The organism is Azospirillum oryzae, from assembly GCF_900177515.1.
GTDB lineage: Bacteria > Pseudomonadota > Alphaproteobacteria > Azospirillales > Azospirillaceae > Azospirillum > Azospirillum oryzae_A.
Window position 1 is genome coordinate 26713 of the sequence record NZ_FXAK01000003.1, and the last position, 25067, is coordinate 51779.

At 63.7% G+C, this 25067-nt stretch carries 22 protein-coding genes; 12 read left to right on the forward strand and 10 right to left on the reverse strand.

From position 1 onward, the window contains the following. Positions 1–1296 precede the first annotated feature (1296 nt). Together B9N97_RS07050 and B9N97_RS07055 are read left to right on the forward strand one after the other, a co-directional pair. Positions 1297–2874: a PAS domain-containing sensor histidine kinase gene (locus B9N97_RS07050; protein WP_208621171.1), complete on the forward strand. Its 1578-nt coding sequence runs from the start codon at positions 1297–1299 to the stop codon at positions 2872–2874. Between the two features lie 109 nt (positions 2875–2983). Then, a complete protein-coding gene (locus B9N97_RS07055; RefSeq protein ID WP_167393222.1) occupies positions 2984–3577 on the forward strand; it encodes a chemotaxis protein CheX in 594 nt (197 codons plus the stop codon). A 553-nt stretch (positions 3578–4130) separates the two neighbouring features. Here the strand turns inward: B9N97_RS07055 and B9N97_RS07060 are convergent. The 6 genes from B9N97_RS07060 to B9N97_RS07085 all read right to left on the reverse strand — a co-directional run bounded on the left by B9N97_RS07060 (position 4131) and on the right by B9N97_RS07085 (position 8579). Then, a complete protein-coding gene (locus tag B9N97_RS07060) occupies positions 4131–5462 on the reverse strand; it encodes an ISNCY family transposase (protein WP_085084815.1) in 1332 nt (443 codons plus the stop codon). Positions 5463–5610: 148 nt separating this feature from the next. Continuing rightward, the gene (locus B9N97_RS07065; protein ID WP_085084817.1) at positions 5611–6144 is read right to left on the reverse strand and encodes a hypothetical protein; all 534 of its coding nucleotides are present in this window, start codon (positions 6142–6144) and stop codon (positions 5611–5613) included. A 7-nt stretch (positions 6145–6151) separates the two neighbouring features. Then, positions 6152–6697: a transglycosylase SLT domain-containing protein gene (locus tag B9N97_RS07070; protein WP_085084819.1), complete on the reverse strand. Its 546-nt coding sequence runs from the start codon at positions 6695–6697 to the stop codon at positions 6152–6154. After that, positions 6682–6867, reverse strand: a complete 186-nt coding sequence (locus B9N97_RS07075; protein WP_085084821.1) for a hypothetical protein — start codon at positions 6865–6867, stop codon at positions 6682–6684. The genes B9N97_RS07070 and B9N97_RS07075 overlap by 16 nt, the downstream gene beginning before the upstream one ends. 8 nt (positions 6868–6875) lie before the next feature. Next, a complete protein-coding gene (locus tag B9N97_RS07080; protein WP_085084823.1) occupies positions 6876–7901 on the reverse strand; it encodes a helix-turn-helix domain-containing protein in 1026 nt (341 codons plus the stop codon). Between the two features lie 447 nt (positions 7902–8348). Then, positions 8349–8579, reverse strand: coding sequence for a hypothetical protein (locus tag B9N97_RS07085; RefSeq protein ID WP_085084825.1), 231 nt, complete (start codon positions 8577–8579; stop codon positions 8349–8351). Positions 8580–9435: 856 nt separating this feature from the next. Here B9N97_RS07085 and B9N97_RS07090 point away from each other — a divergent pair. The 10 genes from B9N97_RS07090 to B9N97_RS07135 are packed head-to-tail and all read left to right on the forward strand — an operon-like array spanning position 9436 to position 21662. Next, entirely contained in the window at positions 9436–9984 is a 549-nt protein-coding gene (locus B9N97_RS07090; protein ID WP_167393223.1) for a transglycosylase SLT domain-containing protein, read from the forward strand. Further along, positions 9981–12830, forward strand: a complete 2850-nt coding sequence (locus tag B9N97_RS07095; protein WP_085084829.1) for a type II secretion system protein GspD — start codon at positions 9981–9983, stop codon at positions 12828–12830. Before B9N97_RS07090 ends, B9N97_RS07095 begins: the two co-directional genes overlap by 4 nt. Continuing rightward, positions 12827–14509 (forward strand): ATPase, T2SS/T4P/T4SS family, encoded by a 1683-nt coding sequence (locus B9N97_RS07100; protein WP_085084831.1) that lies wholly within the window; start codon positions 12827–12829, stop codon positions 14507–14509. Before B9N97_RS07095 ends, B9N97_RS07100 begins: the two co-directional genes overlap by 4 nt. Before the next feature lie 3 nt (positions 14510–14512). Further along, on the forward strand, positions 14513–15724 hold the full coding sequence (locus B9N97_RS07105; protein ID WP_085084833.1) for a type II secretion system F family protein: 1212 nt from the start codon (positions 14513–14515) through the stop codon (positions 15722–15724). Further along, positions 15721–16581, forward strand: coding sequence for a hypothetical protein (locus tag B9N97_RS07110; protein ID WP_143266470.1), 861 nt, complete (start codon positions 15721–15723; stop codon positions 16579–16581). The genes B9N97_RS07105 and B9N97_RS07110 overlap by 4 nt, the downstream gene beginning before the upstream one ends. Then, a complete protein-coding gene (locus B9N97_RS07115; RefSeq protein WP_143266472.1) occupies positions 16565–17107 on the forward strand; it encodes a hypothetical protein in 543 nt (180 codons plus the stop codon). Before B9N97_RS07110 ends, B9N97_RS07115 begins: the two co-directional genes overlap by 17 nt. 1 nt (position 17108) lies before the next feature. Then, a complete protein-coding gene (locus B9N97_RS07120; RefSeq protein ID WP_085084839.1) occupies positions 17109–17813 on the forward strand; it encodes a hypothetical protein in 705 nt (234 codons plus the stop codon). Between the two features lies 1 nt (position 17814). Beyond that, complete coding sequence (locus B9N97_RS07125) at positions 17815–18348, forward strand: hypothetical protein (protein WP_085084841.1); 534 nt, start codon at positions 17815–17817, stop codon at positions 18346–18348. Between the two features lie 12 nt (positions 18349–18360). Beyond that, positions 18361–20646 (forward strand): tail fiber domain-containing protein, encoded by a 2286-nt coding sequence (locus B9N97_RS07130; protein WP_085084843.1) that lies wholly within the window; start codon positions 18361–18363, stop codon positions 20644–20646. Positions 20647–20669: 23 nt separating this feature from the next. Then, positions 20670–21662, forward strand: coding sequence for a DsbA family protein (locus tag B9N97_RS07135; protein ID WP_167393224.1), 993 nt, complete (start codon positions 20670–20672; stop codon positions 21660–21662). 159 nt (positions 21663–21821) lie between these two features. Here B9N97_RS07135 and B9N97_RS07140 read toward each other — a convergent pair whose 3' ends face one another. The 4 genes from B9N97_RS07140 to B9N97_RS07145 form a co-directional block, all read right to left on the reverse strand. Next, entirely contained in the window at positions 21822–22445 is a 624-nt protein-coding gene (locus tag B9N97_RS07140; protein WP_085084847.1) for a P-loop NTPase family protein, read from the reverse strand. Then, complete coding sequence (locus B9N97_RS36660; protein ID WP_280174741.1) at positions 22438–22563, reverse strand: hypothetical protein; 126 nt, start codon at positions 22561–22563, stop codon at positions 22438–22440. The genes B9N97_RS07140 and B9N97_RS36660 overlap by 8 nt, the downstream gene beginning before the upstream one ends. A gap of 1351 nt (positions 22564–23914) precedes the next feature. Next, on the reverse strand, positions 23915–24175 hold the full coding sequence (locus B9N97_RS34760) for a hypothetical protein (protein ID WP_143266473.1): 261 nt from the start codon (positions 24173–24175) through the stop codon (positions 23915–23917). Between the two features lie 99 nt (positions 24176–24274). Further along, positions 24275–24952: a recombinase family protein gene (locus tag B9N97_RS07145; RefSeq protein WP_085084849.1), complete on the reverse strand. Its 678-nt coding sequence runs from the start codon at positions 24950–24952 to the stop codon at positions 24275–24277. Between the last annotated feature and the right edge of the window lie 115 nt (positions 24953–25067).

Below are 25067 nucleotides of genomic sequence, written 5' to 3' on the forward strand. Positions count from 1 at the left end.
CGATGCTGCCCTTTGTCGCTTTTGCCGACGTAAACCCGCTTCTTGCGCGCCAGGAGAGCGACTCTGGCACAGTAGCTTCCAAACATCACAGCCCAGTGGGCTGAGCTTCCATGTGCCGGGTTGATCGCCCGGGATCACCAATCCTTTATCTCGACAGATCTCGGGGATCCATGCGGGCTCGCCAGTCCGCAACGCACCGGTTTTCGAGTCTGCAGACATCAGCCATAAAATCAGGTGGCTCGATAACGCAGCTCTGACGGCCGTAACCGTTAGTTTCTCTCCGCTAGGCATCTTTCCACTCCTGCTCGGTCAATGAGAGCAGGGTCACTCCACCTTGGCAATATCACATCAGCACAGCCGCTGGCCCGTAGCATCCCCGGCTGCGGGCTATTTCGTGTCCTGAAGGAGGTATCCATGCTTTCGCTGCTGCTGCCCCGCTCACCGAGATAGCGGGCGAGGAGATCATCAGGCTGATCGGCGGAGATGATCGCAGGTACGGCCGGACCGAGGACGATGCCCTCAACGCTGCCGGCTGTCTCATTCGGCTGGTCGAACTCATAGAGGTGTGATCTGCTTCAAAGCCTAACCATTGCAACAGTTGACCTGAAGAAGGAGGGGCTGCCGCCAATCTCGCGCAACAACATCATCCATATTTTTCAGACACTAAATGGATCAGAGCTTAATTATCTTCAGGAACGTTGCGCGAACAATATACGTATATATGAAGAATCTTTCTCTTGATCGGCGCCAAGCCGTCGCCGACAGATGTACGTTTCCAGAACGCTAGCCTGTCACATTGCCGCCCGGCACCCGCCCGACGGCATTCTTGTGGCCTGTAGGAGAGAACTCCGGATTGAAGCGGAGGAAACCGTCTATCGGATCCAAAGCAGACGCCGCACGGAGCAGGACGTGCGGGATCTGGTGCAGGCCCTCCGCCGGCCGCCGCCCGGGACAGCCTCCTAATCAACAGGCGGAAGCGGGGTTCCGGGAGCAATGGAACAGAAAACCGACATAAGGAAGTTTGGAGCCTCAGGCCAGTTGCTATGGCTCTTCACCAAGGTGGTTTCTGTCAAATGTCTCCCTTACCTGTGAATCGGCGTGGGGTTCTGACGCCGATTGGCACCGGAGCACGTTGATAACAATGGAAACTAAGCGGGCTCAGCCGCGTGCTGTTTCACATGTTGGCGGGATGATGGCCACCTTGCGAATACCCGACTATTCGGATTGGGTTATTGACCCGGCACTCGTCCGCCCGCGACACTCCGCCCATTGGTCGTGTGTGATGTGGGTGTGCCCGTGGTTGAGGTTTTGCCGGCTGAACCGGCTTCGGAACTCATTTCCGGAGAGCGGCGCTTCCAGTTGCTTGTGGAAAGCGTACGGGATTACGCCATTTACCTGCTCGATCCGCATGGGATCGTGAGCAGCTGGAACTCCGGCGCGGAGCGGTTCAAGGGCTACAGCGCCGACGAGATCATCGGGCAGTCCTTCACCCGTTTCTACAGCGCGGACGACCAGAAGGCCGGGGTGCCGCAACGGGCGCTTGCCACCGCCTTGGCGGAGGGCAAGTTCGAGGCCGAGGGCTGGCGCATCCGCAAGGACGGCAGCCGCTTTTGGGCGAGCGTCGTCATCGACCCGATCCGCGACGACAACGGCACGCTGATCGGTTTCGCGAAGATCACCCGCGACATCACCGAACGCCGGCGCACCCAAGAGGAACTGGAGGAGGCGCGCCAAGCGCTGTTCCAGGCGCAGAAGATGGAGGCGGTGGGCCAGCTGACCGGCGGTATTGCGCATGATTTCAACAACCTGTTGCAGGCCATGTCGGGTTGCCTGCAACTGATGGGCCGGCGCGCCGGCCATGTCGCCGGGGTACAGGAGATTCTCGATTCCGGGCGGCAGGCGGTCGACCGCGGCACCCGCGTGATCCGCCAGCTGATGGCCTTCTCGCGCCACCAGAGCCTGCAGCCCGAAGCATTCGACGTGCGCGACCGGCTGCTCGGCATGAGCGCCTTCCTCGAGCGAGCGCTGCGCGCCGATATCCAGCTCGAGTTCGATCTGGAGCCCGGGCTGTGGCCGGTGATGGCCGACCCGGTGCAGTTCGAGCTCGCCGTTCTGAACCTCGCCACCAATGCCCGCGACGCCATCGCGGCGGGGGGGCGGGTGGTGGTTGGCGCCAGCAACGCCGAGCGCACGGGCGGGGACGGTCTGTCCGGCTCCTTCGTCCGGGTGTGGGTGCGGGACAACGGCCACGGTATCGCGCCAGAGGCGCTCGGGCGGGTGTTCGAGCCCTTCTACACCACCAAAGCGGTCGGCCAGGGCACCGGGCTCGGCCTGTCGCAGGTCTACGGCTTCTGTCGGCAGTCGGGCGGCACGGCTACGGTGGAGAGCGTGCCGGGCGGCGGCACCACGGTGGCGCTGCTGCTGCCGCGGGCGGAAGCGGTCGTGGCGGACGGGGTCAAGGATCACCCGCCGGTGGTCGCTGAGGGGGGTGGAGCCCGCATCCTGCTGGTGGAGGACGACCCGATGGTGGCGCCGGTGGTCACGGCGGCGCTGGAGGATCTCGGCTATCAGGTCGACCGCGCCACCAGCGGTGAGGAGGCGTTGCGACGGCTGGAGGACGGGGAGACGATCGACCTGTTGTTCAGCGACGTGGTGATGCCCGGCACGGTCGACGGGGTTGCGTTGGCAGGACTGGCGAGGGAGCGTCTCCCCGGCTTGGCGGTGGTGCTCACGACCGGCTACAGCGAGAGCCACGCCGGGCTGAAGGGGATGCCGGTGCTGTCCAAACCCTACCGGATCGAGGAGTTGGCGGCGGTCATCCAGCAGGAGCTGGACCGCACCCGCCGGCATGGTCCGGCACGGATGCGGCCGTAAGCCCAGCTGGACTGCAGGATCGGGGCAATGGATAATGGACTTCAGCGTGGCTGAAGTTAGATAGGCTGAAATGACAGAGTCTAAGATCAGTGGCCTTGCTCACGACGCTTTGACCGAGGTGATCAACATCGCCATGGGCAATGCCGCCACACGGCTCAGCAAGATGCTGAAGGATGAGGTCATCCTATCGGTTCCCCAGGTCATGGTCGTCACCCGCGAAGCCGCCGTCATACGTCTTCCCGGTATGGGCGTCGTTCCGCTGGTGGCCGTCCGCGAGCGGTTCACGGGCGAGTTTTCCGGCTGCGCCTTGCTGATCTTTCCCGAAGCGAACAGCTTCGAGCTTGTCCGGGCGGCCCTTCCCGAAGACTGCGACGCGGCCGACATCCCCGCGTTCCGGTATGAGGCTCTCAACGAAATCGGCAACGTCATCCTGAACGGGGCGCTGTCTTCGATCGCCAACAGCCTGCACCGGAGCTTCCTGATCTCTTTGCCGGAGCAGCTGAACGGAAACGGCCGCGAGATTCTGTTCGGAGGAGAGGGCTGTTCGCCCCACGAATTCATCCTCTTCGTCCAGGTCGATTTCGTAGTGAACGCTCAAAGCGTCAGCGGATACGTCCTGCTGACGCTCGACCTGCCGCAATTGGATGAGTTGAAGGCCATCCTCGACCAGTTGATCGAAACGGTCATCAAGGCGGCATCGTAAGCAGGCCGCGGTCTGGGTCATGGGGCTTCCCCTTCATTCGGCGGCGAGACGCATTCAACGTCTCATCGGCAGAGCGCAAGCGTCGGTCGGCTTGGTCCAGAAGGCATCGCCTTCGTTCCAGCACCTCGCAGACCTTTGCTCGCAAAGCCGCGATCCGCTCCAGGAAATCCATTCCACCTCCAACAGGCAGTTCTGACAACCTGCCTCAACAGCGTAGGTGCGGAGCGGGGACCGACTCTCTGGACAGTGATGGGCGTGGTGGCTGATAGCGCTGCCGCGTGGACGTTGTTGCGACCGGTTAGAAGTGTCAGTGGTTGGCGCAAAGTAGGAATGTCAGAGAGGTGGCTTCAGCTTGGCGGTATTGCCGGCCTTTTTCGGCATATCTGGCATGGATGCTTTCGGGTTCGGCTCGGCGGCGCGGTCAAGCCCCGGAGCCGCTGTGCGGTGCGCCGCAGGCGCAGGGCTTGACGGCGGCGACGATCGCCGAGCCATCATCCTGCTGCCAGACATGCCGGCCGCACCGGGGCTTTGCGGATAGGGCAAATGCCTGCGGTCAATCAGCCGCGCAGACGCCATCGGGAAGCCCGCTGTCCCGCTTGCGCCGGCCTGTTTTGCGGTAGCCGTTCTTCTCGCTGTTGGTCTTCACCCGCGGTGGCGGCCGGCTCTCCTGCATCTCTTTCACCTGGGCCAGCACCGCACTCAGCCGCTTGTTCTCCACGATGTCAGCCTGGCTGACCCGCTGATCCTTGTCGAAGGCCCGGTAAGGCAGTGCCACACCCTTCCAGCGCACCTCCAGACGGCCATCGGCGAAGGCGTAGGTGTCGACATACTGGCCAACCAGCCCCCGCGTCAGCTCGGTTTCCTCCAGCATGATCAGCTTGCGTTCGTAGGACAGCGTCAACTGCTGCCCGACATGGCGCTGTTCGCGCCAGCACAGAACCTGGCGCAGCCGATCCGGCGCCATGGTCAGCGGCCGGTGCAGATCGTCCGGCCGGGCAGGGGGCAGGGCAAAGCGGGCGTTGAAGCGGTCGACGAAGCCGGGCAGGAAGGCGTTGCCCGCCTCAATGCCGGTGACGCCAGCCAGCCGCAACTCCTTCACCAGCCGGTCCTGCAGCGTCCGGTTCACCCGCTCGACCCGCCCCTTGGCCTGGCTGGAGTTGGCACACAGGATCTCGATGTTCAGTTCCGCCAAGGCCCGGCCGAACTGCGTCATGCCCTGGCCGCCCTTCGCCTCGCGCTGCGAGACCCGGAACACCGAGTATTTGTCCGAGTAGAAGGCCAGCGGCCGGCCATGGGCGTTCAGATAGCCTTCCAGCGCCTCGAAGTAGGAAAAGGCGCTCTCCGAGACGGCGAAACGAAGCTGCATCAGCCGGCCCGTCGCATCGTCGATGAACACCAGAAGCGTGCAGGGTTCGGCGCGATCCTCGAACCAGCGGTGCTCGCTGCCGTCGATCTGGATCAACTCGCCGAACCGCTCACGGCGCAGCCGGGGAGGGTGAAACTGCCGGCGCTGCCGGCGCGACAGCCACAAACCAGCCGCCGCCATCCACTGGCGCAACGTCTCGCGCGAGACCGTCAGCCCATGCCTGTCCCGCAGCATCTCCGCCGCCAAGGTCGGGCCGAAATCGCCATACCGGCTGCGAACCAACTCCAGCGCCTGCTCCCGCACATCATCGCCAAGCCGCCGGTTCGACGGAAGGCCGCGACCTCGGTGAACCAGAGCACCGCCGCCACCCGCCTTGTAGCGCGCCAGAAGCCGCCACACCTGCCGCTCGCTCAAACCCAGAACCGACGCCGCCGATCCGATCCCGCGGCGACCGCTCAGCACCTCGCCGAGAACCTCGACACGTTGCAAGTCCCGTTCGCTCATCGTGATCCAGCCCATCGCCAGCCTCCCAGCCGTCGAAAACACGACGGAAGACTGACACTTCTATGTTGCGTCGGACTGACATTTTGACATTGCGCCTACAGACGTAAAACAGAGACCGGGCGTTATGACAAGCCGGCCCTGTGGGATAGCGAAATCCATGTTCTCACCGTGTTCCCACATCCCGGACAATCTGCGCACTTTCGTGTCGTGACCCCTCCCATACCGCAACAACCCGCTCGGACGTGAACCGTAGCCTCTGGCGGGCTATGGTTGCCGCTTCCTGGATCGTGAGCGCGCGGATCGTGATCCGCTCCGTTCTATCCAGCCGCCGAAGGATGGCGTGATAGTCGACCTCCGCGGCTGTCCTTCGCGCGGCCGCCGCGGCGGCGCGCGCCTCAGCCCTGACCGTAGCGGGTGACTTCCACACCAGCGCCTGGGCGATCAGCGCGGCGCCGGCCGGCGAGAGTGCCCACCCTGCTCCGCCACGGGGGCCGGGCGCCTCGATGGCGAGGCCGCTGGCAATCCACCTTGCGGCCATCTTGCGAACGAGGGTCTGTGACTGCGGGGTGCGCTGGTCCAGGGTGGGCAGCTGGGCGGCGATGTCGGCCGCCGACGGGCGAACACCGGCTTCTCGGCCAAGGTACCGTTCCAGTTCGACGCCGCTCAGGTAGTCGACCCTGGTGAGACGCTTCGGCATGCGGTCCTCACTGGTTCGGTGCTGCTCGTCCTTGGGCCTGTCGTGCGCCGACGACGCGTGACAGCACGTCGGCAACCCTGCCGGCGTAGGCGTCACCGCGCGCCGGATCCCGCGAATGGTAGCGCTGAACGGCCAATGTCCAGTTCCCGGACTCCTGGCGCAGATCCAGAAGGTACAGCGACGCATAGAGCGCATTGCGCAACGGGTCGAGCATATCGTCGGGATGACGGAACGCGCGGCCATGCCAACGGCTGCTGATCTGCCAACAACCGGCGTCGATGTTCGAGGCGCCGGCATCCATAGCGCGACGCATGGCTGCGGCGGCCTCCTGTCGGGTCGCGTGCCGGCTGTCGCGGCCGTCGATGTTCAGCACCCACGGCTGCCGGGAACTCTCGACCTGGGCAACCGACACCAGCAAATCGCGCGGGATCGGCAGCACGCTGGCCGCCACCTGGGCGGCAAGGTCACACACGGTCGCGGCCCGCACATCGGCGGCGATGGCGCAAAGCGCCAGCGTCGCGGCGGCTGCAAGACGCCCTAGCTTTCGATGCATCGCGTCCTCACGATCAAGGCGCCGCTCGGAATGCCCATCTGCTCAAGCTCCTGGGCAGCCTTCCGGCAACGGTCCATGGACGGTTCCGGAAAGCGTTCGACGTGCATCTGCGGCTCGCCGGCGGGACCGAAGGCGAGAAAGACGACGACAAGGGTGTAGAGGGCTGACATGGAACCTCCTAGGCGCTGCCGGCTGTGCGGACCATGGATTTCAGACTGAGCGTGATCGTGGCGCCGATGTCGCGGCGTCCTAGCATCGAGGCGAGATATCGGGTTCGATCCTTCACGCCGGCCTTGTCGATCGCGGCCGCCAGCACAGCGGCCGCCACGGCGAAGCCGTGCGTCTGCACGGCAATCGGCCAGAGATCCGAACGCAGATTCCTGAAGTGCTTCGCAAGGATCTGGATTGCCGCGGCACTGATGCTGCTGGGCGTTGGCAAGCGCTGGTCAGCCGGGTCTAAGTGGCGGCGGAATGTTGGGCTGGCAACAACGATCAGATCGAACATTTCCGCAGCTTTAGCCTTGTCGCTGGCACGCACCTTGCAACTTGATAGGTCCGAAGGCAATATTTCTACAGGTTCTTTAGAACCGGCGCTTTGTAGATTGTTGTTATGGAGGACTCCTGAGTCCTCCATGCAGGTGCTTTCTTCGAAAAAAGCTGGGGATAGATCAATACTATCCATGCGCTCGGCATGGCGCTCAGCCCGCTGCAGATCCAGCATTTCCTCCTGACGCGCGACGGCTGCCTCAATGTCGTCCAGGCGCGCGCCGAACGGGCGCAGGTCGATCCCCTGGCGGTCGAGGCGCTGGTTCCTGCCGTTGTAGCGGCGGACGATGTAGCCGGCCGTCTCTAGCTCGGCCAGTAACCGGCGAACGCATCGCGCTTCGGTTGCAAGGCGCATGCACAGATAGTCGTTGCTGACCCACGCATAGGCTTTGCCTGTCTGCCACTTGTCGCTGTGCACATGCTCGGCAAGGACGGCAAGAAGAAGTTGGGCCTTGGTGGAGAGGGTGCGCGAGGTATCAATCTCGCCGCTCTCGTCAAGGTAGGTAAGACAGGCGGTCGCGAATAGAATCAAACGGACGATTTCAGCACTGCATCGGTCGGTGCCATCAAAGCGAGCGGCAATTGTGGCCACATGATTAAAGCCGGGCGCGCGCGCGGCGTGCCCTTTCACGGCTTCTGCATTTGCAGCAGCGTGCATATAACTCTCCGTCGGGGTCTGCGCCGACGCCAAGACATGCAGGGGCGTTGCCGAAAACCTCTTGCAACGAAGACGGAGAGACGCTAGTGTCCGCTCTGCGACAAGTCAGACACCGTTACTTTATCTCTCTCGTCCAGTTAGCCGGGTTATCTGGCTCGCCCTGCCGGGATCAATCTCGGCGGGGCTACTGGCGTTTATGGTCGGTTTCGGCTATGCGGTTTCTGGTTGTTCGATTCTCCTGTGTTGTGTCGCAATGCCCGCAATCTGCACAACATTTTGCAAGCAAGCAACAATTAGTCTACGCGCATTCCCGAAACGGCCTATGGCATCATAACGGGGTATGCACATTCTGCTCCAACCACCCGCAGTTCGCGAGGGGGCTACGGACAGTCGCACGTTGCGCGCGCGGCGTCTTGTGGTATTGCCGCCGTGGCGGTCGAGGGGCGGTCACGGATCCGCCTGGGGCGCGGGATCCGGTAGCTGCTCGATCAGGGACTCCATCGCCTCGGTGCGGCTGGCCGCGCCGATCTGCTCCACATAGGCATCGAGACGCGCCAGCTGGTCGACCGTCAGGTAGACGATTACGCCCTTGCGCCCCTCCTGCTTCAGCCGGTCGCGTTTGGCCCGCATGTAGTCGGCCTGTCGTGCGCGCCGGCGCTGCGTCATGAGCGACGCCATGGGGCAGCACGTCCAGCGCGCTGACGCGCGCTCACCGAGCGATGCGCCGCGATGCGGCGCAAGAGTTGGGGGGGCTCATTGCCGCCCCCCCACAACCCCCCGCTAGCGTATTTGCGGAGGATGATTGTGGGGTTGGTTGCAGTGAAGGTATAGTGATGGTGCCGCACAGCCTGGCGAGGCGATGGCGGTGAGGGTGATACCCTAAGTCGAGGGGCCGGGCCAATGGTTCGGCCCCTTTTGATTCCCACTCGCAAGTTCCTGCTTCCTCCGCTGACGGCTGACGAAAGTCTAAGCGCCGTGCGTAGAGAAGTGCAAAACAGTTTACAAGCCCGCCGAACAGTCGCCGTAAAGACAACAAACGCCGTCAATATCGCGAACTTTCGGTAGACTAATCTACGCTTACTTGGCGACCCGTTAGCAGGGTTTGGTTAAGCCTCGAACTGAATGGCTGAATGATTCGGGGATAGCCGCCGACTCAGGGTTCCGGGCGGGTGCGGCGGTGCGTGCTTCGCCGGCCGGAAAAGTGTGTCCAGGCAGGAATAGGGGGGCGACGAAGGAGGACGCCGGCATGCCAGCGGCACCCCTTGCGACGTAAACGAAAGGTTAACGATACCTGCGCACGCGGATGGACGCATACCCCCGTATGCGGTCGTGAGAGGTACCACATTCGAGCGATCTTCTAGCTATTTTGTCGATTAGTCGCTATTGTCCGCCTACTAATCGTCGTTTCTGAGGGTAAGCAATGCTTAACGGGCGTAGCCACAAGTCAAGCTGCGTCTGTGGGAAGCGGACACGCATCGGTATGGCTCTTGCCGTTGCGGTGCTGAGTGGAAGCATCGAGGTCGGAAAGCCCGCTATGGCATTCGACCTGGGGCGTTCCGCGTGGTCGAAAGTCGCGGCCGAATACGGGTTGGACCCCTACCTGCTCTACGCCGTGGCCTTGGTTGAGTCCCGCAAAGGGAAAGAGGGTGGAATAGCACCGTCACCTTTTGCGATTGCGACCGCCAGTCAATCCTTCCAGCCGTCGGGCCGAGAGGAAGCGATCCGCATACTTGATCGTGAGATGAGGAACGGACGAAACGTCGCGATCGGCCTCATGCAGATCAGCTTGAAAGACCACGGGCGCCAAGTAGAGCACGCAGTTGATCTATTCGATCCCTTAAAAAATTTGCGTTTAGGCGCCCGCGTGCTGAACGAGGGGCTGCAAACAGACCATCCGGAGATAGCAGTACGCATCGGACGATACAACGCATGGCAGCGAACCGACGTTGCCCGGCTGTATGGCCAGAGGGTGCTGGGGGTCTGCGGGCGATTGCGTCAGTTGGCGCGCGCGTCGGGTGCACGCGTGCGGCCATCGCTGTGTGAGAGCGCATTTGTCGCTCAACAGAAAGTAGGGAATCCATGAAACGCTTCCGTTGGGTGCTGGTCGCAACGGCGGCCGCCGTCGCTGTGGGCTGCTCGCCTGTAACCGATGCTAACCGGCCGTCATTCGAACTTCCGACGCGGCCGCCGGATCCGTCTGTGCCGGGAGCAGAGGAACGGCTCGACAGCCGGCTTACGAAGGACGAACCGGTGCTGACCGTGCCGGTGCCAGCCGGCGCGTTCCGGCCGCGGCGGAGTGGCGGCTTGGAAGCGCTGCCGGCAAAGCGGATGCCGGCGTTGATGCTGTCGGGTGCTCCCCTCGGCGCGGCGCTGCAGACTGCGTTGGAAGGGTCGGGCGTCGGGCTGGTGTTCACAGGGGACGAACTGGCCAGCAGTCCTGTGACCGTGGCACTGCCTGCCGGACCAGTTGCCGAACAGGTGATGGCGTTGTGCACGGCGGGCCGCGCGTGGTGCTCGGCGTCGGCGGACGGACGTCGGGTCGAGGTGTCACAGCATGCGACCTTCGTCGTGGAATTGCCTCCGGTGCCGGCGACCGTGACGAATGGCGGCGGGCGCTCGTCCGGATCGGACACGGGGTCGAGCGGGTCGGCCGGGGGGTCCGGCGGTGCTGGATCCCCGCGCTCCATGGGGACAGTGAGCTATGCCGGCATGGAGGGCGCGCTGAAAAGCATCCTCGGCGACGGCAATGTGAAGGTCGATAGCGCCGGGCGTACCATCGTGTACCGGGCGACACTGGATCAGGCGGCAGAGGCTGCGACGTATTTCGAACAAGTCAAGCGCAACAACGTGCTTGTGCTGATGGAAACGACAATCGCGGAAGTAAACCTCAACACAAACAATCAGCTGGGTATTCGCTGGGATATTCTCCAAGCGAAGATTGGGGATGGCTTGCGCGTTGCGCTGGGTGGAGGGCCGGCTGGCGGTCTTTTGTCCCCGTCCGTCAGTGCTTCGGGGATTTACGACGGCAGCCGGCTGACCGCAGGCGTGCTGTTGGCTTTCCTGGCAAAAGAGGGCGTTGTTGCGAATGTCCAGACACCGGAACTGACGGCGCTGAGTGGCACGCCGGCCAGTTTCACCAACGGTGGACGGCGGCGCTTCATCACGCAAGTTGGATTCCCGACCAGCGGGAACACTTCCAGCAGCGGGCTGACGATCAACAACGTCGCCAACAACACGGTATCGACGGAAAGCTATACGCTGGGAATGAACCTAACGGTTAAGCCGCAGTATTACGGCGGTGTTGTTCATGCCGACGTGCTTTTGGACATTGTGGATCTACAGAACGTCGAGAACATCACCACCGGCACAACGGTCATCCAAAATCCGATCACTTCGGATCGGTACCTGTCGAGCTACGCGATGATGCGGCCGGGACAAGCGTTGCTGCTGGCCGGGATCCGCAAGAAGCGGACGGAGGGCACGGCCGAAGGTCTGCCTGACGGGGATTGGGGCGTGTTTGCGCCGTTGCTGGCGGGAAAGGCGGCGGAGCAAAGCGAACTCGTGATTTTGATGCGTCCGCGCGTCGTGCGGTTCGAGGAAACCGGAGCGTCGAGCGCTCCGGTCATGCCGCCGATGCCTGAACCGCCGGTCGAACAGCGTCGGGCCCCTGGCAAGGGCGAACCGGAGAAGCTGACGCCGCGACGCACGGCGTCGGGGCGTCGGTCGGCGACGGCTCCGGACAAGGCGGCGTCGCGTGGCGAGCAAAAGCGGCCGGTCCAGGTGGCGGAAGGCGGACGGTGGGTTGATCGTCTTCCGGTGCCGGCCGGCGATCTGGTGCTCGCACAGGCGGACGGCCGCAGCAGTTCTCTGGCTGCACAGCCGCCTCGAACGGCGGCGGGCGCGGCTGCGGCTGGGCCGGTTGTCGCGCCGGGTGTGCTCGATCCGGTGGAGCGCGTGGTGGAGTTGGGCAAGGTCGAACAGGACCGGGCGGAGCATGCGCTGACGGTCTGGAAGAACACAGGCGGTCGGCCGGTGCGTGTTCGTCGGACGGAAGTGACCTCCGACGCGGACACGCGGGTCAAGGTGGTGTCGGACGAATGCTCGGATCGGGACATAGGGCCGGGCGCCAGCTGCGCATTGAAGATCGAGGTGGTGGGGACGCGCCGGGGTGTGCTGCGGGCGTCGGTCGCGCTGCAGCACGATACCGGGATTGGCGCGGTCAACCTGAAAGGCGAGGTGGTCGATAGCGCTGCTCGCCTGTCGACGGCAGGGCCTGAACCGAAGGATTTGGAGCCTGGGTCGAAGGAACTGCGGTTCGCCTCTCTGCCGGCGGAACGCGTGGTGGCTCTGTCGAATCGCTCCGATACCTCGTTGGCGGTGGCCAAGGTTCGCCTCATTGGTGGCGAGCAAGCGGGCATGCGCGTGGTGGAGGATGGATGCAGCGAGTTGACCGGGCTGAAGCCCGGCCAAAGCTGCATGGTCGTGGTGAGCTATGCGCCGCCGGCGGTAACGGGCAATGTCGGAGCCGATCTCCTGGTGGTTCACAGCGGACCGTCCCGGCAGCTGGTGGTGCCGGTTTCCGGGCAAGGCGCGGGCGAAGGTGAGGACGGGGCAAACGTCGTCAATCTGCCGCCGGTTCCTGAAAGCGTGATGTATGGAGGCGCTTCGCCGGGCGGGATAGCGCCGGGCGGTGGGGCGCCGGCAAAGCCGGCTGCTACTGGCGGGCTGCGCCTCGTCGGCGTTCAGGGGGCGCGTCGACTGGTCGATGACGGCACCGGCACGCGAAGTGTCGAGGCGGGTGAGGTGATGCTTGGCGGCCGGGTCTGGAAGGCCAGCGTCGGCCGGAACGCTCTGACGCTGGAAGGCGGCGGGGAAAAGCTGGTGCTGACCCTCGGAATGTTCGGCTCTCGGAAGGGGCTGGGCAAATGAGCGGGATCGATCAAAAGACGGTCCAGGGATTCGAGCGGGTGGCAGCGGTCGAGGTGGCGGCCGCCGCAGCTGAAGGGCGCGAAATCTCGCACCAGGCCGTCATGAGCCAGAACCTGTTTCTGAGCATGATGGACGAAGATCCCCGCGGCCGGCGCAATGCCTCGGGCGAGACGCTGCGCTCCATGGTGCCGTACTCGGCCTTTGGCGAGCATTCGCTTATTCCCTCGGAATTGACAAACGGTGTGCTCGTGGTCGGAGCAACGGCGGACCATGATCCGGCCGCGGTCGATAATCTGAGCTATGCGGTTCAGGCGGCCGGCTTCGAGGTCGAAAGCGTCACGGTCGAGACATTGGCGCAGCAGGACGTCGAGGAAGCGCTTTCCTCCTTCCGGCCGCCTTCTCCTGAACGGATTGGTGAGCTTGCCGCCCATTTCGCGCGGGATCCTGAAAATGGCGGGGACGCCCTTCTGCAGCTGTTGGAAGATGTTTGGACGGAAGCGCTGGACCTGGGCGCGTCCGATATTGATTTCATGTTTTTGCCGGAGACGACGAAGAACTGGATCGCGTTCCATGTGAATGGCGAACGTGACCTTCGGCACAATCTTCCTTCGGTGACGATGGGCGCGCTCGTGTCGTTGGTGAAGCGGCAGGCGAAGTGTCAGGATTATTCGGTTCGCGAGCGCATCCAAAGTGGTCGTCTCTCGATTTCCTGGCAAGGCCGTTTGATTGACGCTCGTGTTGGTACTGGTCCGGTCGAGCCCGATGGTGAAGAAGTCTCGGTTCGTCTTCTGGATTTGGCGAAGGTTCCGCGCTTTCGCGTGCTGACCCGGCACATGCCGGATGTTGGCGAGGCGTTGCTGGCGTTGATCCAGGCGCCGGTGAAGGCGTCGGGCTTGGTCATCATATCGGGGCCAACGGCGCAGGGGAAAACAACGTCGCTGGCGTCGATCGAAGGTGCTTATGATCGCGTGCGCCGCAAAATCATCGAAATCTCGCGGCCGCCCGAATATCTGGTGCCGTATGTGCTGGCGGAGGACGCGAAAGGTCGCGAAGGGCGCAAAGTAGCGGACCATATCGCCGGCGCGCTGCGCCGTGCGCCGGATGTGTTGGTCGTCCAGGAAGTGTTGACGGAAGAGGACGGTGACGCCTCCGCACAAGCCGTCGACAGCGGTCACCTGACCTATCTGACCTTGCATGCCGGCGACGCGCCGCAGACGGTTCAGCGCTACATCGAGCGGCTTGGACAGGACAACCAACGGGTCGCGCACGCGATTGTTGGCGAGCATTTGCGCGTTGTCGTCAATCAGCGCTTGGTCCGGACGGTCTGCCATGTGTGCCGCGAGGATGCCGGCCCGGTGCATAAGCACTTTGCGTCGGTCGATCTTCAACGGCTGAAGCTGAAGCGGGCAACGCCTGTATTCCGGCAATCGAAGACGGGGTGCCGATACTGCCGTCATACAGGAGTCAGCGGTCGTGCCCTGGCGGCCGAGACGATGATCCTGCCGCGCGAGCCGGAATTTAAGCAGAAGATCATCCAGCTGATTCAAGAGCAGCGGTATGACGAAATCCCACTGTCTGACGGCGTGAAGTTTACCCCGCGGGTCGAGCGGGTCGGGCAGTTATTGGCTGAAGGTCTGCTGTGCGTCGAGACTGCCGCCGATCTCATGGCGGTGAGGTGACCGATGCAGATCTTTTCGGTCACGTCGCGCGGCCGCGACGGGTCTAAGCCGCGGCTGGAAAACGTGTGGGCGATCGATGCACAGGATGCTCGGGAGCGGGTTGTGCGATCCGGCCGTGACGTGCTTCGGGTGCAAACGCGCACAGTCCGCAGCTGGTCGGCATTCTGGCGGGTCAACGCCTTCAGCGAAAGCCTGCTGCGGTCGGTGGCTCAACAGAGTTTCGCAGTGCCGGCGCAACAGGCGCTCGCGGACTTGATCCGGCGCGAGACGGACCCGTGGAAAATGGCGGTCCTGGCGCCGGCGAAAACGGCGCTTGATGCTGGCGCGAACTTCGTCCAGGCGCTGCGCGCGCTCGAACTCTACGACGAAGCGACCTTGACGATCATCGGCGCCGGCGAAAAGGCGGGCCAGCTGGATGAAGCTGTGGCGCAGGCGGTCGAGCAAGTGCGGGCCAAACGGTCGCGTGCGCGTGCCACGCGGGCGTTCCTGGTCGGCCTTGCCTCCGAATGGTCGGCTCTCTTCAGCGGCGTTTCGTTCGTACGGTCCAATTATCTGCCGGGTTTGATGATGAGCGGGATCCGGACGGATGATGCGGCCTTGCGCGCGCGCTTCGATTTCGGATTGGCGACAGTGCGGACGATCATGGACACGGCGTTCGTGCTCATGACGTCGGTGACCGTGATCGGGGGCGTCCTGGTGCTGGTGCGCTTCGCATTCCGGGGTCGGCGGAACCATTGGTCGGCGCGGATTGTCCAGGCCGTGCCTGGGCTGCGGGCGTCGGTGCAGCATGACGCCCTGTCGCTCTCCATGGCGGTTGCCGCGCGCCTGCTGCGCGCCGGCGAGGCGGTCGGACACACGGTCCAGTTCGCGCGGGATGTTTCGCAAGTTCCGGCGGTGCAAGCCTATTGGGACAGCGTGCACGCGGCGCTCGATGTGGTCGAGCCGGCGCGTGCATTCGCACGGGCGCCGCTTGACGGTGGCGAGCGGGCGCAGATTGGGCAAGCCCGGCAAATGGCAGACATAGCGGCCGCGTGCGAGCGGATCGCGGAGCAACGCGCCGAAAAAGCCAAGACGACGCGACGGCGAACGCTGGTGCTTGGGCTGAGCCTTTTCGGGGTTCTGGTCGCGGTCGCGCTGGGCGGGATCGCGTGGCTGCTGAGCCTGCAGCTTACCGCCAGCCAAGAGGCTGTGCGGCACATGACGAAACGGCGGTGAAGATGCAAGGGGACATGTTGGGGCTCCGGCCGGAGGTGCCGGAAAGCCTGAAGGTGCTTCGGATCGAATCACCGGAGGGGCTGAACGAGCGCACGGCCTGGGAAAATGCCTGCGGAAAATGCGGCACGGAACGCGTGGCGTATGTGGCCAGCTACGCGGCCGGGTACCTCTATGTGCTGGCGGCGCCGGTGAGCGACCTTCCGCCGGCGTCCTGGTGCCCGTTCGCGTCGGTGCTTCCGTCCGGCACGCTAGAGGGGACGGTCGCCTATGGGTTCGGTACGGCTGCGCGGCAAACGGTGCTCGTGATCCCGGCCGATGGCGATCCGAAATTGTTCACCGGCCCGCCAAGCGGTGTCGCGAGAGCCGTGGAGAAATACGGGGTCAGCATCCAAACGCTTGACGGTGAGCACTCCGGAACGGTGACGCCTTGGGTGGTTCAGTCGCTGGCGGAGGAACAGTTCGTGCGCGCGGTCGGTGGGCTGATCGTGCGACGCGCAGTCGGGATCATGGCTGCGTCGCTGGCAGTGGTGACGGTGTGTGGGGTCGTGTCGGCCGGCGTGGGGCTGTTGGCCTCGGCCTCAACGGAGGCTGCGACCAAGCGGGCCCTGGCGGTGGTCAGCGATGCCCGGACATTGGCGACAAACGACATTGCCGCGCAGCTGGGCCGCTTCGATGACGTCGACCGGTCGGTGCTGCAGCTTGGTGGCGATCTGCTGAGCTTCAAGGTGACGAAGGGGGGGCCGGCAACCTGGCGCGCGAGCTTCCCGAAGACGGTTACGGCTGACGCCATCGAGGCGATGGGCGGGCGCTCCGACACGGTGCATGCCGATGGAGGCGTCTATGCAGTCTCTCGCTGAGATGCGGCATCGGCTGCGGCTGGCTTTGAACGCGCCAGCTTTTTGGGACCGTTCGCGACTGTGGGACGTGTGGCGGCAGGCGGCGCCGGCCTCGCACATCGTCGTGGCCGCCGCGGCGATCGGCGCTACGGGGAGTGTGGCCGCGGCGCTGCTGGCGGTCCAGCACATGGCCAAGGAGATTCAGGACTGGCGGCGGGCGGCGGTTGCGGCGGATGTTCCGCTGCCGGTGGTGCAGCGGCGGCCGCCGGATCCGAAACAGATTTCCGACGTGGTGGCGGCGCTGTCGGCGGCTTACCCGGACGTGACGGTCAAGCCGTCTGGCGCCGAACTGACGGTAGCGGTCGGCAACGCTGAAAAGCTGGCCGCATTCAGGGCCGCTGTGCAACGGCTGCAGGTTCTGGATCCGTCGATCCGATGGCAGGTGTCCATGCTGTGTGCCGGCAAAGAATGCCCGAACCTCGCACAGATGACCGCACACGGGACTGTGGTCGAGTTTCAAATCGAAAAAGCAAAAAAGGGGCGCTGACATGGGTACTATTATCGCTTTGATTCTAGGCGCGATGACGCTCGTCGGCTATCTGGCCTATATGTTCATGCCGTCGTCCGATAATCCGCTTGGCGATACGGCCACTCAGACCAACCGTGCGGCAGCCTACTCCACCGTGGGCATCATGTCTTCGACGCAGCAGGGTTTCACGACCATGCAGTCGCGTGGCGTGGCGATCAGCCAAGTGCTTTTCAACGGCAGTGAAACTGGCCTCAACGGGACGCCGGTGGACCTTATCACCGATGAATCGGACGTCATGTCCACACGGCAGTTGTTCCACCCCAAATTCGGCACGATGGCCAGCCCGCCAGCGTTTCCAAGTGCGGCGTCGGCGGCGGCGGACCCTCGGACAAGCGTGTTCTACTACCGCAACAACATCGCCTTCAGGGGCGGTGCGGGCGCGGTGCCGTTGGAGTTGGGCACGACGACGCCCGAAATCGCGATGTTCGCCCCGAATATCAAGACCGGGGTGTGCCTGTCGATCAATGCGCAGCTGCACAACGACAGCGAGGAAGATCCCGATCAGGTGCCGAGCAGCGGGTTGGCGCTGTCCGCCTTCACGGGGACTGACGCCACCCCTACGGTTATGACGACGGCGCCGGCTGGGCTGCGCGCCCGCACGACGGGGTGCGTGCAAACGACGGACGGCGCCTATGTGGCGTTCGTCAGCTTGGCCAAGCGCTGACATGGGGGCGCTGGTTGCGGTGGCGTTCGGCGCGCTCGTGATGCTCGGCTTGGCGATCGGCGTCATTGCCGGTGACAGCGGTGACGTGCTGGGCGCCTTTTCGGCGACGCGGGCGCAGACGGAATTGGAAACTCAAGCCCGGCTTTATCAGACCGCGATGGCGGCTTGCACTCTTCGGGTCGCGAAGGACGTCACCTCGCCGGATGGCCAGCCGCGCGGTTGGCCCGCGCCGGCCGGCGGCGTCGGCAACGTGTCCGGTCTGACGTGTCAGGACGGACGCGCGGTGATTTCCGGCGGGCAACCGCTGCCGGCGGCGCCGGCCGGGTTCGGTGGCTGGGTTTACCGGCGCGACGGCGCGGCGGTTTGCCTGATGACGCTGCCGGTCGAGCGCACAAGCGAGACGGATTCAGCGGTCCAGGGGGCGGTGCGGCGCCTGGGGGCTGGCCAGAGCTGGGTTTCGCGAAACGGCGGGCTCGCTGTGCTGCTGACGCTGCGCACGGCCTCCATTCCCGCCGGCAGTGCGTGCGACCTTTAAGGAAGAATCCCGATGCTAATTGCGGTGATCCTGGGCGGCCTCGCTTTGCTTGGGCTGATGGTGTCCGTATCCGCAACCGTTGTTGTCGTGATGCTGGGCGGGATGGTGAGCGCTCAGTTGGACGCGGAGAACCGGCAGATTATGGCGTCGGCCGCTCAGCAGCTGGCGGCTGAAGCCACAAATCTCGATGGCGATGCGGTGCCGGAGGTGACGCTGTTGCGGGCTGCGGTGGCGGGCGAACCGGCCCTGCCGGCCGGCGGCTGGTACATCGCGGCCTCCAGCGGCGCGCCGAAGCTGGATGTATGGGGGGCGCCGCTGGTTGTGTGCGCGGTCGACAACGGAGTGCGGGGCACGCAACCGGAATTGGCTGGGCTCATTCCTGGAACGTCCGTTCCGACCGAACTCAACGCCGCACCGCTTTTCGCGCTGATTATGGCCGGCGAAAATGGACTGCTGGAAACATCCTGCGCGGCGGCACTCGGCGGCAACGCCAGCGGCGATGACTCAGTTAGGCGCGTATCGGTGGCGGAATCCATGCAGCTGGCTGGGCCGCTGGTGGCAACGGCGCCGGAGACGGTGGAATACGGCACGGATGGGCTGGGATCGACATTCCGTGTGAATGGAGCCGTTGAGTCTCAGTCGTTGGCAGTGAGCGGAGAGGCTGCGGTCGGCAAGCTGACGCTCGGGCAACCGCTGGCCATTGGTGACGGCGGCACCTCTGCCTCTACGGCGGCCGGTGCGTGGTGGTCCATCCTGCAGGGTGCGCCGGCGGACTCCTTGGCGTGGCAGGTCGCCGGCGCCGTCCAGGTGACCGGCGGCACATTGAACGGCGTCAGCATCGGAGCGACCACGGCGGGGTTCGGCAACTTCAGTAGCCTGACCGTCAACGGCGCGACCGTGTGGACGACGGCGAACGATGGCGCGGGATCGGGCCTCGACGCGGACATGATCGACGGCGTTCCGGTCCAGGCGAACGGCGCGACCACGGGTCAGGTGCTGCAGTGGAATGGTTCAGGCTACGCGCCATCGACGCTGGTTGCCGGCGGCGGCGGCGGAATTGGCTTGGTCGAGGCTGACACGCTGCAGACTGTGACGGCCCGCGGTGCTTCAACGAACCAAGTCATATCGGCGGCGGGCTATCTCTACTCGTCCGACCCGCGGCTGAAGGCGGACATGCGGGCGATTCCGGCGGATGAAGCGCTGAGACTGGTCGAGCGGTTGGAAGGGTTGAGGTATGTGCGCCTGTCCACCGCTGAAGGCGAAATCGGCTTCAACGCGGAAGCCGTCGAGAAAGTTTTGCCGGAGGTCGTGCGTGTGGGTCCGGACGGGCTGCGGAGCGTGGCCTATGGAAACCTGACCGCAGTACTCGTCCAGGCGCTACACGAATTGCGGGCGCGGCAGGATGCGGTAACGCTGAGACTGGCGTGCCTCGCGGCTGCGATGGGGGCGTGCCTGCTGGGTGCGCTGGGTTGGGGGCTGCGCCGGCGGGGATGGTTTGGTGTGATGCTGGCGGTGGGGCTGGCGATCCCGCTGGTGGCCGGCATCATGGGATGGTCGGCGCCTGCAGCTGCGCAAAGCTGTCCAAGCGTGCCCGGCAGCATGCGGTGCATTCCGGCCGGGGCGACACTCGATGTCACGGCCTACGGGGTCTGCAAGCGGCTTACCAACACGCGCTCTCTGGCCATGATGGTGCCGCTGGGGTCGGCGGCAGAATGGACGTCGGCCTACAGCAATTCCGCGGCCGTGGCGACGGTGGCAGCCTGCTACACCTACTCCTGGTCGGGCTGGTCAGGCTGGTCCGGCTGCTCGGCCAGCTGCGGCGGCGGCACACAGTCGCAAACCCGGACCTGCCTGCGGTCGGAGACAGGTGTCGCCGGTAGTACGGCCGTCGATCCCAGCTATTGCGGCGGCGGGTCGACCACGAACACGCAATCGTGCAACACGCAATCCTGCTGCACGCCCAATCCTCGCGTCACCGGCTATGGCGGCTGCTCGGCAAGTTGCGGCGGTGGAAGTCAGACAGTCTACTGGGAGGATGGCTGCGGCGGCTCTTGGACTACGAGCCAGTCGTGCAACACCCAAGGGTGCTGCGCCGGAAATCAGGGGCAGCAGTGCAATAAAGGTTGGTGCGATAGCACGGGTGGAAACAGTTGCGCCAACTGGTACGCGACGCCGACTTCGTGCGGCCAAGGCGATGGCACTGGCTCCATTGCATACTGCGACGAAGGAACGCAGAGAATTTGCTGCAATGACTACATCGGCAGAGGGCGCATTCAATGTGATGGCAGCTGCCAATGAACCGAATAGAGAAAGATACTTCAATGAGAACGAAGAAAATCGGCGCGATGCTCTGTGCCTCTGCGGTCCTCACGGCGTCGGCGCTCTCTTGGGCTGGCGAGATCTGTACGGTCGACGGGCTCGGCATTCCGGACGGAACGGTGCTTCTGCAGATGGGTGCCGTCGACATGAACGGCGGCCCGGTGTACCGGCAGTGCGTAGATGGGACGCTCGGTGCACCGTTCACTGCGTCGAGCCTGCCGCGGTCGGCTGCGGTCGCGCCTGAGCAAGCCCAAGCCCAAGCGGTCGCGCCGGCGCCGGTGCCGCCAGCTGGCCAAGGGCGAGCGGCGACAGTCGGTGCCGGTGATCTGGACGCCGCAGTGCGCCGGCTCCTGACCGAACAGCCGGGTTTAGTGGCGGCCGCCATGCAACGCGCGCAGGAACAGCAGCGACAGCAGGTTGCGGCTGAGCGCAACCGAAAGCTCGCGGAGATGTTGCCGAAGGTGGTCGAAAGCGGGATCAGCGTCGGCCCGGTCGAGGCGGACGTTACTGTGGTCGAATGGTTGGATTATGGGTGCCCCTACTGCCAGCAAAGCGAGCCTGGGGTGCGGGAACTGCTGGCGAAAGATCCGAAAGTGCGGGTGGTGTTTAAGGAGATGCCGATCTTGGGACCATCGTCCGTTCTGGCGGCGCGTGTCGCACTGGCGGCTCGCGAACAAGGGCGTTACCTGGACGTGCACCAGGCGCTGATGGAAATGAAGACCGGGCACGGGGTCGATCTGAAGCCGGCGATGATTGAGGAAATGGTTGCGACACTCGGCCTCGATGGCGAGCGGCTGAAGCGCGACATGGAAAGCCCGGAAGTGAACAGGGCCTTGGCGGAAACTCGTGCTGAAGCGGCTTCGCTTGGGATCCAAAGCACGCCAACCTTCGCCATCGGTGCGGAGGTGGTGCCTATGGCACTGACGGCTGAAGGGCTGGCGGCGAAGGTTGCGGAAGTGCGGAGCAAGGTGCAGGCAAGCGCCGCAACCCCTTGAAACGGCACGGAACCTGCTGTGCCCCCTGCCCTACCCGGCCGGCGGCGCAGCAGATCCGGAAAACGATATAACAAATGCGACAACGCAAAAACCCAAGGTCGCATACCTGTATCACATTGAACTGCCAAGCCATTGAGATTTGATGACTGTATAAAATCATCAATTCTTGGCGGCCATATCCAACGGATGCACCTTCATTCGGTGAAGAACCTCTATCACCAGCTGTTGGGCGCGACGCGATAGCGGCGTCGCCACTCGGCTGTAGGCCGTGGCGTCGAGGAGTTCGTCCACTCGGCTCAAGGCTGAGATTGGCGGCAAACGGCGGTCAGCCGGCACCATGTCGAGGAAGCGCTTAGCCCGCTTGTTAACGTCGGGGTGCGTTGGCCACCGGTTCGGAAGTGCGACGGCTCCAGGCAGACGTTCCAGATCCTTCAGCACGCGTTGCGCCTCTTGGATCGAGGCGCCGTAGGGCAGTACCACCAAGTCAGCGACGGACTGCACCAGCTTGTCGAGTTCCGGCCGGGCAGCTGCGCCGTCCAGGATGATGAGCAAACGTTCCTGCTCGTCCAGCTTTTGCAGCATGGGGGCCAGCAAGCTGAGATCTCGGCCGTCGAGAGGAAGATAGCGGCGTTGACCGCTAATGGGTTCGTCCTCTTCGTCCGTAGTGATGACCACGGCATCAATGGGATGGGGCAGACTGCCGCAACCATGGCCGATCAGGTGCGCCAGCGTGCTTTTCCCGGTGCCGCCCTTGTTGCCGGCGGTGGCGATCAGTTTAGCCACGGTCCTGGTCCTCCGTATTATAACGCGCTTCCAGAATGCGAAGAATGATCTGCTGCGGAGTGATGTTCTTGCCGGCTTGAATGGACGCGTCGGCCGCCTCGCGCACCAGCTGGCGCATGAGCGTTCGGGGGATCCGCAGCTGCAGTGGCTCGGTGTCCTCCGGCGGTCGACCGCGGCCACGGGGCGCAGGCTTGGGGGCTGGCGTCGAGGCTGGCGCGGTAGGAGCGGGCGGGGCTGGTTCTGCCGGCGGTGGTGTAACCTGCGTCGGAAGTGTTGCGGATTCCGGCGGCTGCGCCGGACTTCTCAGATTGGCCAGCCCTTCAGCGAGAGCGCCAAAATCACGGTTCTTGCGCGTCATTATGCACCGATGATTTTCTGATACGAAAAAATCATACCGTCTTAGCGGCACTACGGCATAATACAGCGCCTTCATGCGTGAGCGCAACCTTAGTCCCATGCGATCAAAGCGGGATGGTTGTCGTGTCGCTGCCTGTCGAGACGATGCGAAAGCTACTTTTTGCGTCGGATGCCGGGTAGTTACGAAAACAGTCGGTCCGTGATCTGGAAGCGGCAGAGGCGGGTGCCCGGATGCGAACGGTCCCGATGTCACGCACGGGTATCCAACGCAATCGTCGTGCACGAGGTCGCAGAGACGCGACATGGTGCACAAGATCATACAGTCGAATTACGAGTTCGGGGCTGTTAGCACGGAACTTAGCGTGCAAGGCTGCTGACGGCGAACTTGGTGTACGAGGCCGTTACGACCGAACTACGTGTTCGAGGCCGTTGACGGCGAACTTGGTGTACGAAGCCGCTACTACCGAACTACGTGTTCGAGGCCGTTGATGGCGAACTTGGTGCACGAAGCCGCTACTACCGAACTACGTGTTCGAGGCCGTTGATGGCGAACTTGGTGCACGAAGCCGCTACTACCGAACTACGTGTTCGAGGCCGTTGATGGCGAAATTGACCAACATCTTGTCAACGGCGCACATGTTGCGTAATGTGCAGAAAGACCGAACCACGGTGCTGGTTACACCGTGGTTCGGGTTTGCGGTCCGAAGGCCCTTAGTTCATCCAGCGCAAAGCTAGACGGACAAGGAGGATCGCCAGGTCGACAAGCTTAGGGATGAGCTGTGTCGGTACTGTGAACATTTGCGTCTCCGGTTGAGAAACGCAGCGCGGAGTGCAGAGGTATGCTGCCTCCGCCTGCGCCCTTCTGTCATAACCGAGACTGGGCGCTTACTCAAGAGGACGGCTGCAATAATTGGCGGGGGGGGCTACACGAAATGTAGCGCCTCTACACCAAAACCTGATTGCGTAAAGCCACAACGCCAGTAATATCCAGACCCGCCTGCGCTAAGTACAGATATAAGCGCTGACTAGCATTATAACAAAATAAGGCATATATGAGATGGTATGAATGCGCTCCATTACTAAAATATTCTGTGACAGCGAATGGAGATATATCACCTAACAAGGTAGAGCGTGCCGCGTCCCAAGTGCAGAGAACGCTGGAATGCGCGTCGGCGTTTGATTTCCTCACCAGCTGCATTTCGCATTTCAATCGCCCATTCCTCCAGCAACCTTTCGCTCTCAGCAGAGTTTTTCCGCGCAGATCGCAGACGGTTTGCATTATGGCGACGAATCGCTGCAGGCAAATCGTCATGATACACTGAATACAAACGCTGGTCGGAACATTTGCTAAAATCACATGAGATGTAGAGCATTTTTTGACTCCGCAGCGCTTTAATCACACCTACTTTTTGTAAATTAAACGGTCCCGCTGCCTTGTGTCAAGCAAGGCATGACGGGACTTCTGACACGCCTTACGGCGTCATACGGATAATCAAGCGCCGGGCCGTCGCTGCATGCCACCGCTTGCCGCGCGGCGTCGGTATGCCGAGATCGTTGAGGGCATTGGCGATCCCGGCATAGGTCGTGCGGCCGGCGGCGCGAATCCGATCCACCTGCTGCATCAATTCTGCTGCGCGGGCGTCGGCGCGCTCTCGCCGGACAGCGCCGCCCTGGCGGGCGAGGGCGCCGCCGTCATGCCCCAGCGCCGGGTTGCCAAGCTGTTTGCCCCGTGCCTTGGCCGCGGCAAGGGCCGCGCGGGTGCGCTGAGCGATGGCCTCGCGCTCGTGCTCGGCAACGGCCGCAAGGATGTGCAGGGTCAGCCGGTTGGCCTCGGGGAAATCGACGGCGACGAAATCGACCCCGGCCTCCATCAAGCTGGAGATGAACGCGACGTTCCGGGCCAGCCGATCAAGCTTGGCCACCACCAGCACGGCACCGCGCTTGCGGCATGCGGCCAGGGCCTGGGCCAATTCGGGGCGATCCTTGCGCTTGCCGCTCTCCACCTCGGTGTAGGCGTCGACCATCTCACCACGGCCGGTGATGTAGGTAGCGACCGCGCGTTGCTGCGCCTCCATGCCCAAGCCGTCGGCTCCCTGCTTGGCCGTCGAGACGCGGTAGTAGGCGACGTAGCGGCGGGGGGGCGGGGTCATATCAAATCCAAAGGAACATTTGGTTTGAGCATACCGACCGCTTCGCATCCGAACAAGGGTGCTCCGAGCGATCCAGAGACGCAGGACTAAGGTCCTCATCCGGTCCTAGGCGCCT

What these genes read in the sequence shown, in the direction of transcription:
- B9N97_RS07060 (WP_085084815.1), bottom strand. Translation starts at nt 5,462, where the DNA reads ATGGGCTGGATCACGATGAGCGAACGGGACTTGCAACGTGTCGAGGTT.
- B9N97_RS07065 (WP_085084817.1), bottom strand. Translation starts at nt 6,144, where the DNA reads ATGCCGAAGCGTCTCACCAGGGTCGACTACCTGAGCGGCGTCGAACTG.
- B9N97_RS07070 (WP_085084819.1), bottom strand. Translation starts at nt 6,697, where the DNA reads ATGCATCGAAAGCTAGGGCGTCTTGCAGCCGCCGCGACGCTGGCGCTT.
- B9N97_RS07075 (WP_085084821.1), bottom strand. Translation starts at nt 6,867, where the DNA reads ATGTCAGCCCTCTACACCCTTGTCGTCGTCTTTCTCGCCTTCGGTCCC.
- B9N97_RS07080 (WP_085084823.1), bottom strand. Translation starts at nt 7,901, where the DNA reads ATGCACGCTGCTGCAAATGCAGAAGCCGTGAAAGGGCACGCCGCGCGC.
- B9N97_RS07085 (WP_085084825.1), bottom strand. Translation starts at nt 8,579, where the DNA reads ATGGCGTCGCTCATGACGCAGCGCCGGCGCGCACGACAGGCCGACTAC.
- B9N97_RS07090 (WP_167393223.1), top strand. Translation starts at nt 9,436, where the DNA reads ATGGCATTCGACCTGGGGCGTTCCGCGTGGTCGAAAGTCGCGGCCGAA.
- B9N97_RS07095 (WP_085084829.1), top strand. Translation starts at nt 9,981, where the DNA reads ATGAAACGCTTCCGTTGGGTGCTGGTCGCAACGGCGGCCGCCGTCGCT.
- B9N97_RS07100 (WP_085084831.1), top strand. Translation starts at nt 12,827, where the DNA reads ATGAGCGGGATCGATCAAAAGACGGTCCAGGGATTCGAGCGGGTGGCA.
- B9N97_RS07105 (WP_085084833.1), top strand. Translation starts at nt 14,513, where the DNA reads ATGCAGATCTTTTCGGTCACGTCGCGCGGCCGCGACGGGTCTAAGCCG.
- B9N97_RS07115 (WP_143266472.1), top strand. Translation starts at nt 16,565, where the DNA reads ATGCAGTCTCTCGCTGAGATGCGGCATCGGCTGCGGCTGGCTTTGAAC.
- B9N97_RS07120 (WP_085084839.1), top strand. Translation starts at nt 17,109, where the DNA reads ATGGGTACTATTATCGCTTTGATTCTAGGCGCGATGACGCTCGTCGGC.
- B9N97_RS07125 (WP_085084841.1), top strand. Translation starts at nt 17,815, where the DNA reads ATGGGGGCGCTGGTTGCGGTGGCGTTCGGCGCGCTCGTGATGCTCGGC.
- B9N97_RS07130 (WP_085084843.1), top strand. Translation starts at nt 18,361, where the DNA reads ATGCTAATTGCGGTGATCCTGGGCGGCCTCGCTTTGCTTGGGCTGATG.
- B9N97_RS07135 (WP_167393224.1), top strand. Translation starts at nt 20,670, where the DNA reads ATGAGAACGAAGAAAATCGGCGCGATGCTCTGTGCCTCTGCGGTCCTC.
- B9N97_RS36660 (WP_280174741.1), bottom strand. Translation starts at nt 22,563, where the DNA reads ATGCGCCAGCTGGTGCGCGAGGCGGCCGACGCGTCCATTCAAGCCGGC.
- B9N97_RS34760 (WP_143266473.1), bottom strand. Translation starts at nt 24,175, where the DNA reads ATGCTCTACATCTCATGTGATTTTAGCAAATGTTCCGACCAGCGTTTG.
- B9N97_RS07145 (WP_085084849.1), bottom strand. Translation starts at nt 24,952, where the DNA reads ATGACCCCGCCCCCCCGCCGCTACGTCGCCTACTACCGCGTCTCGACG.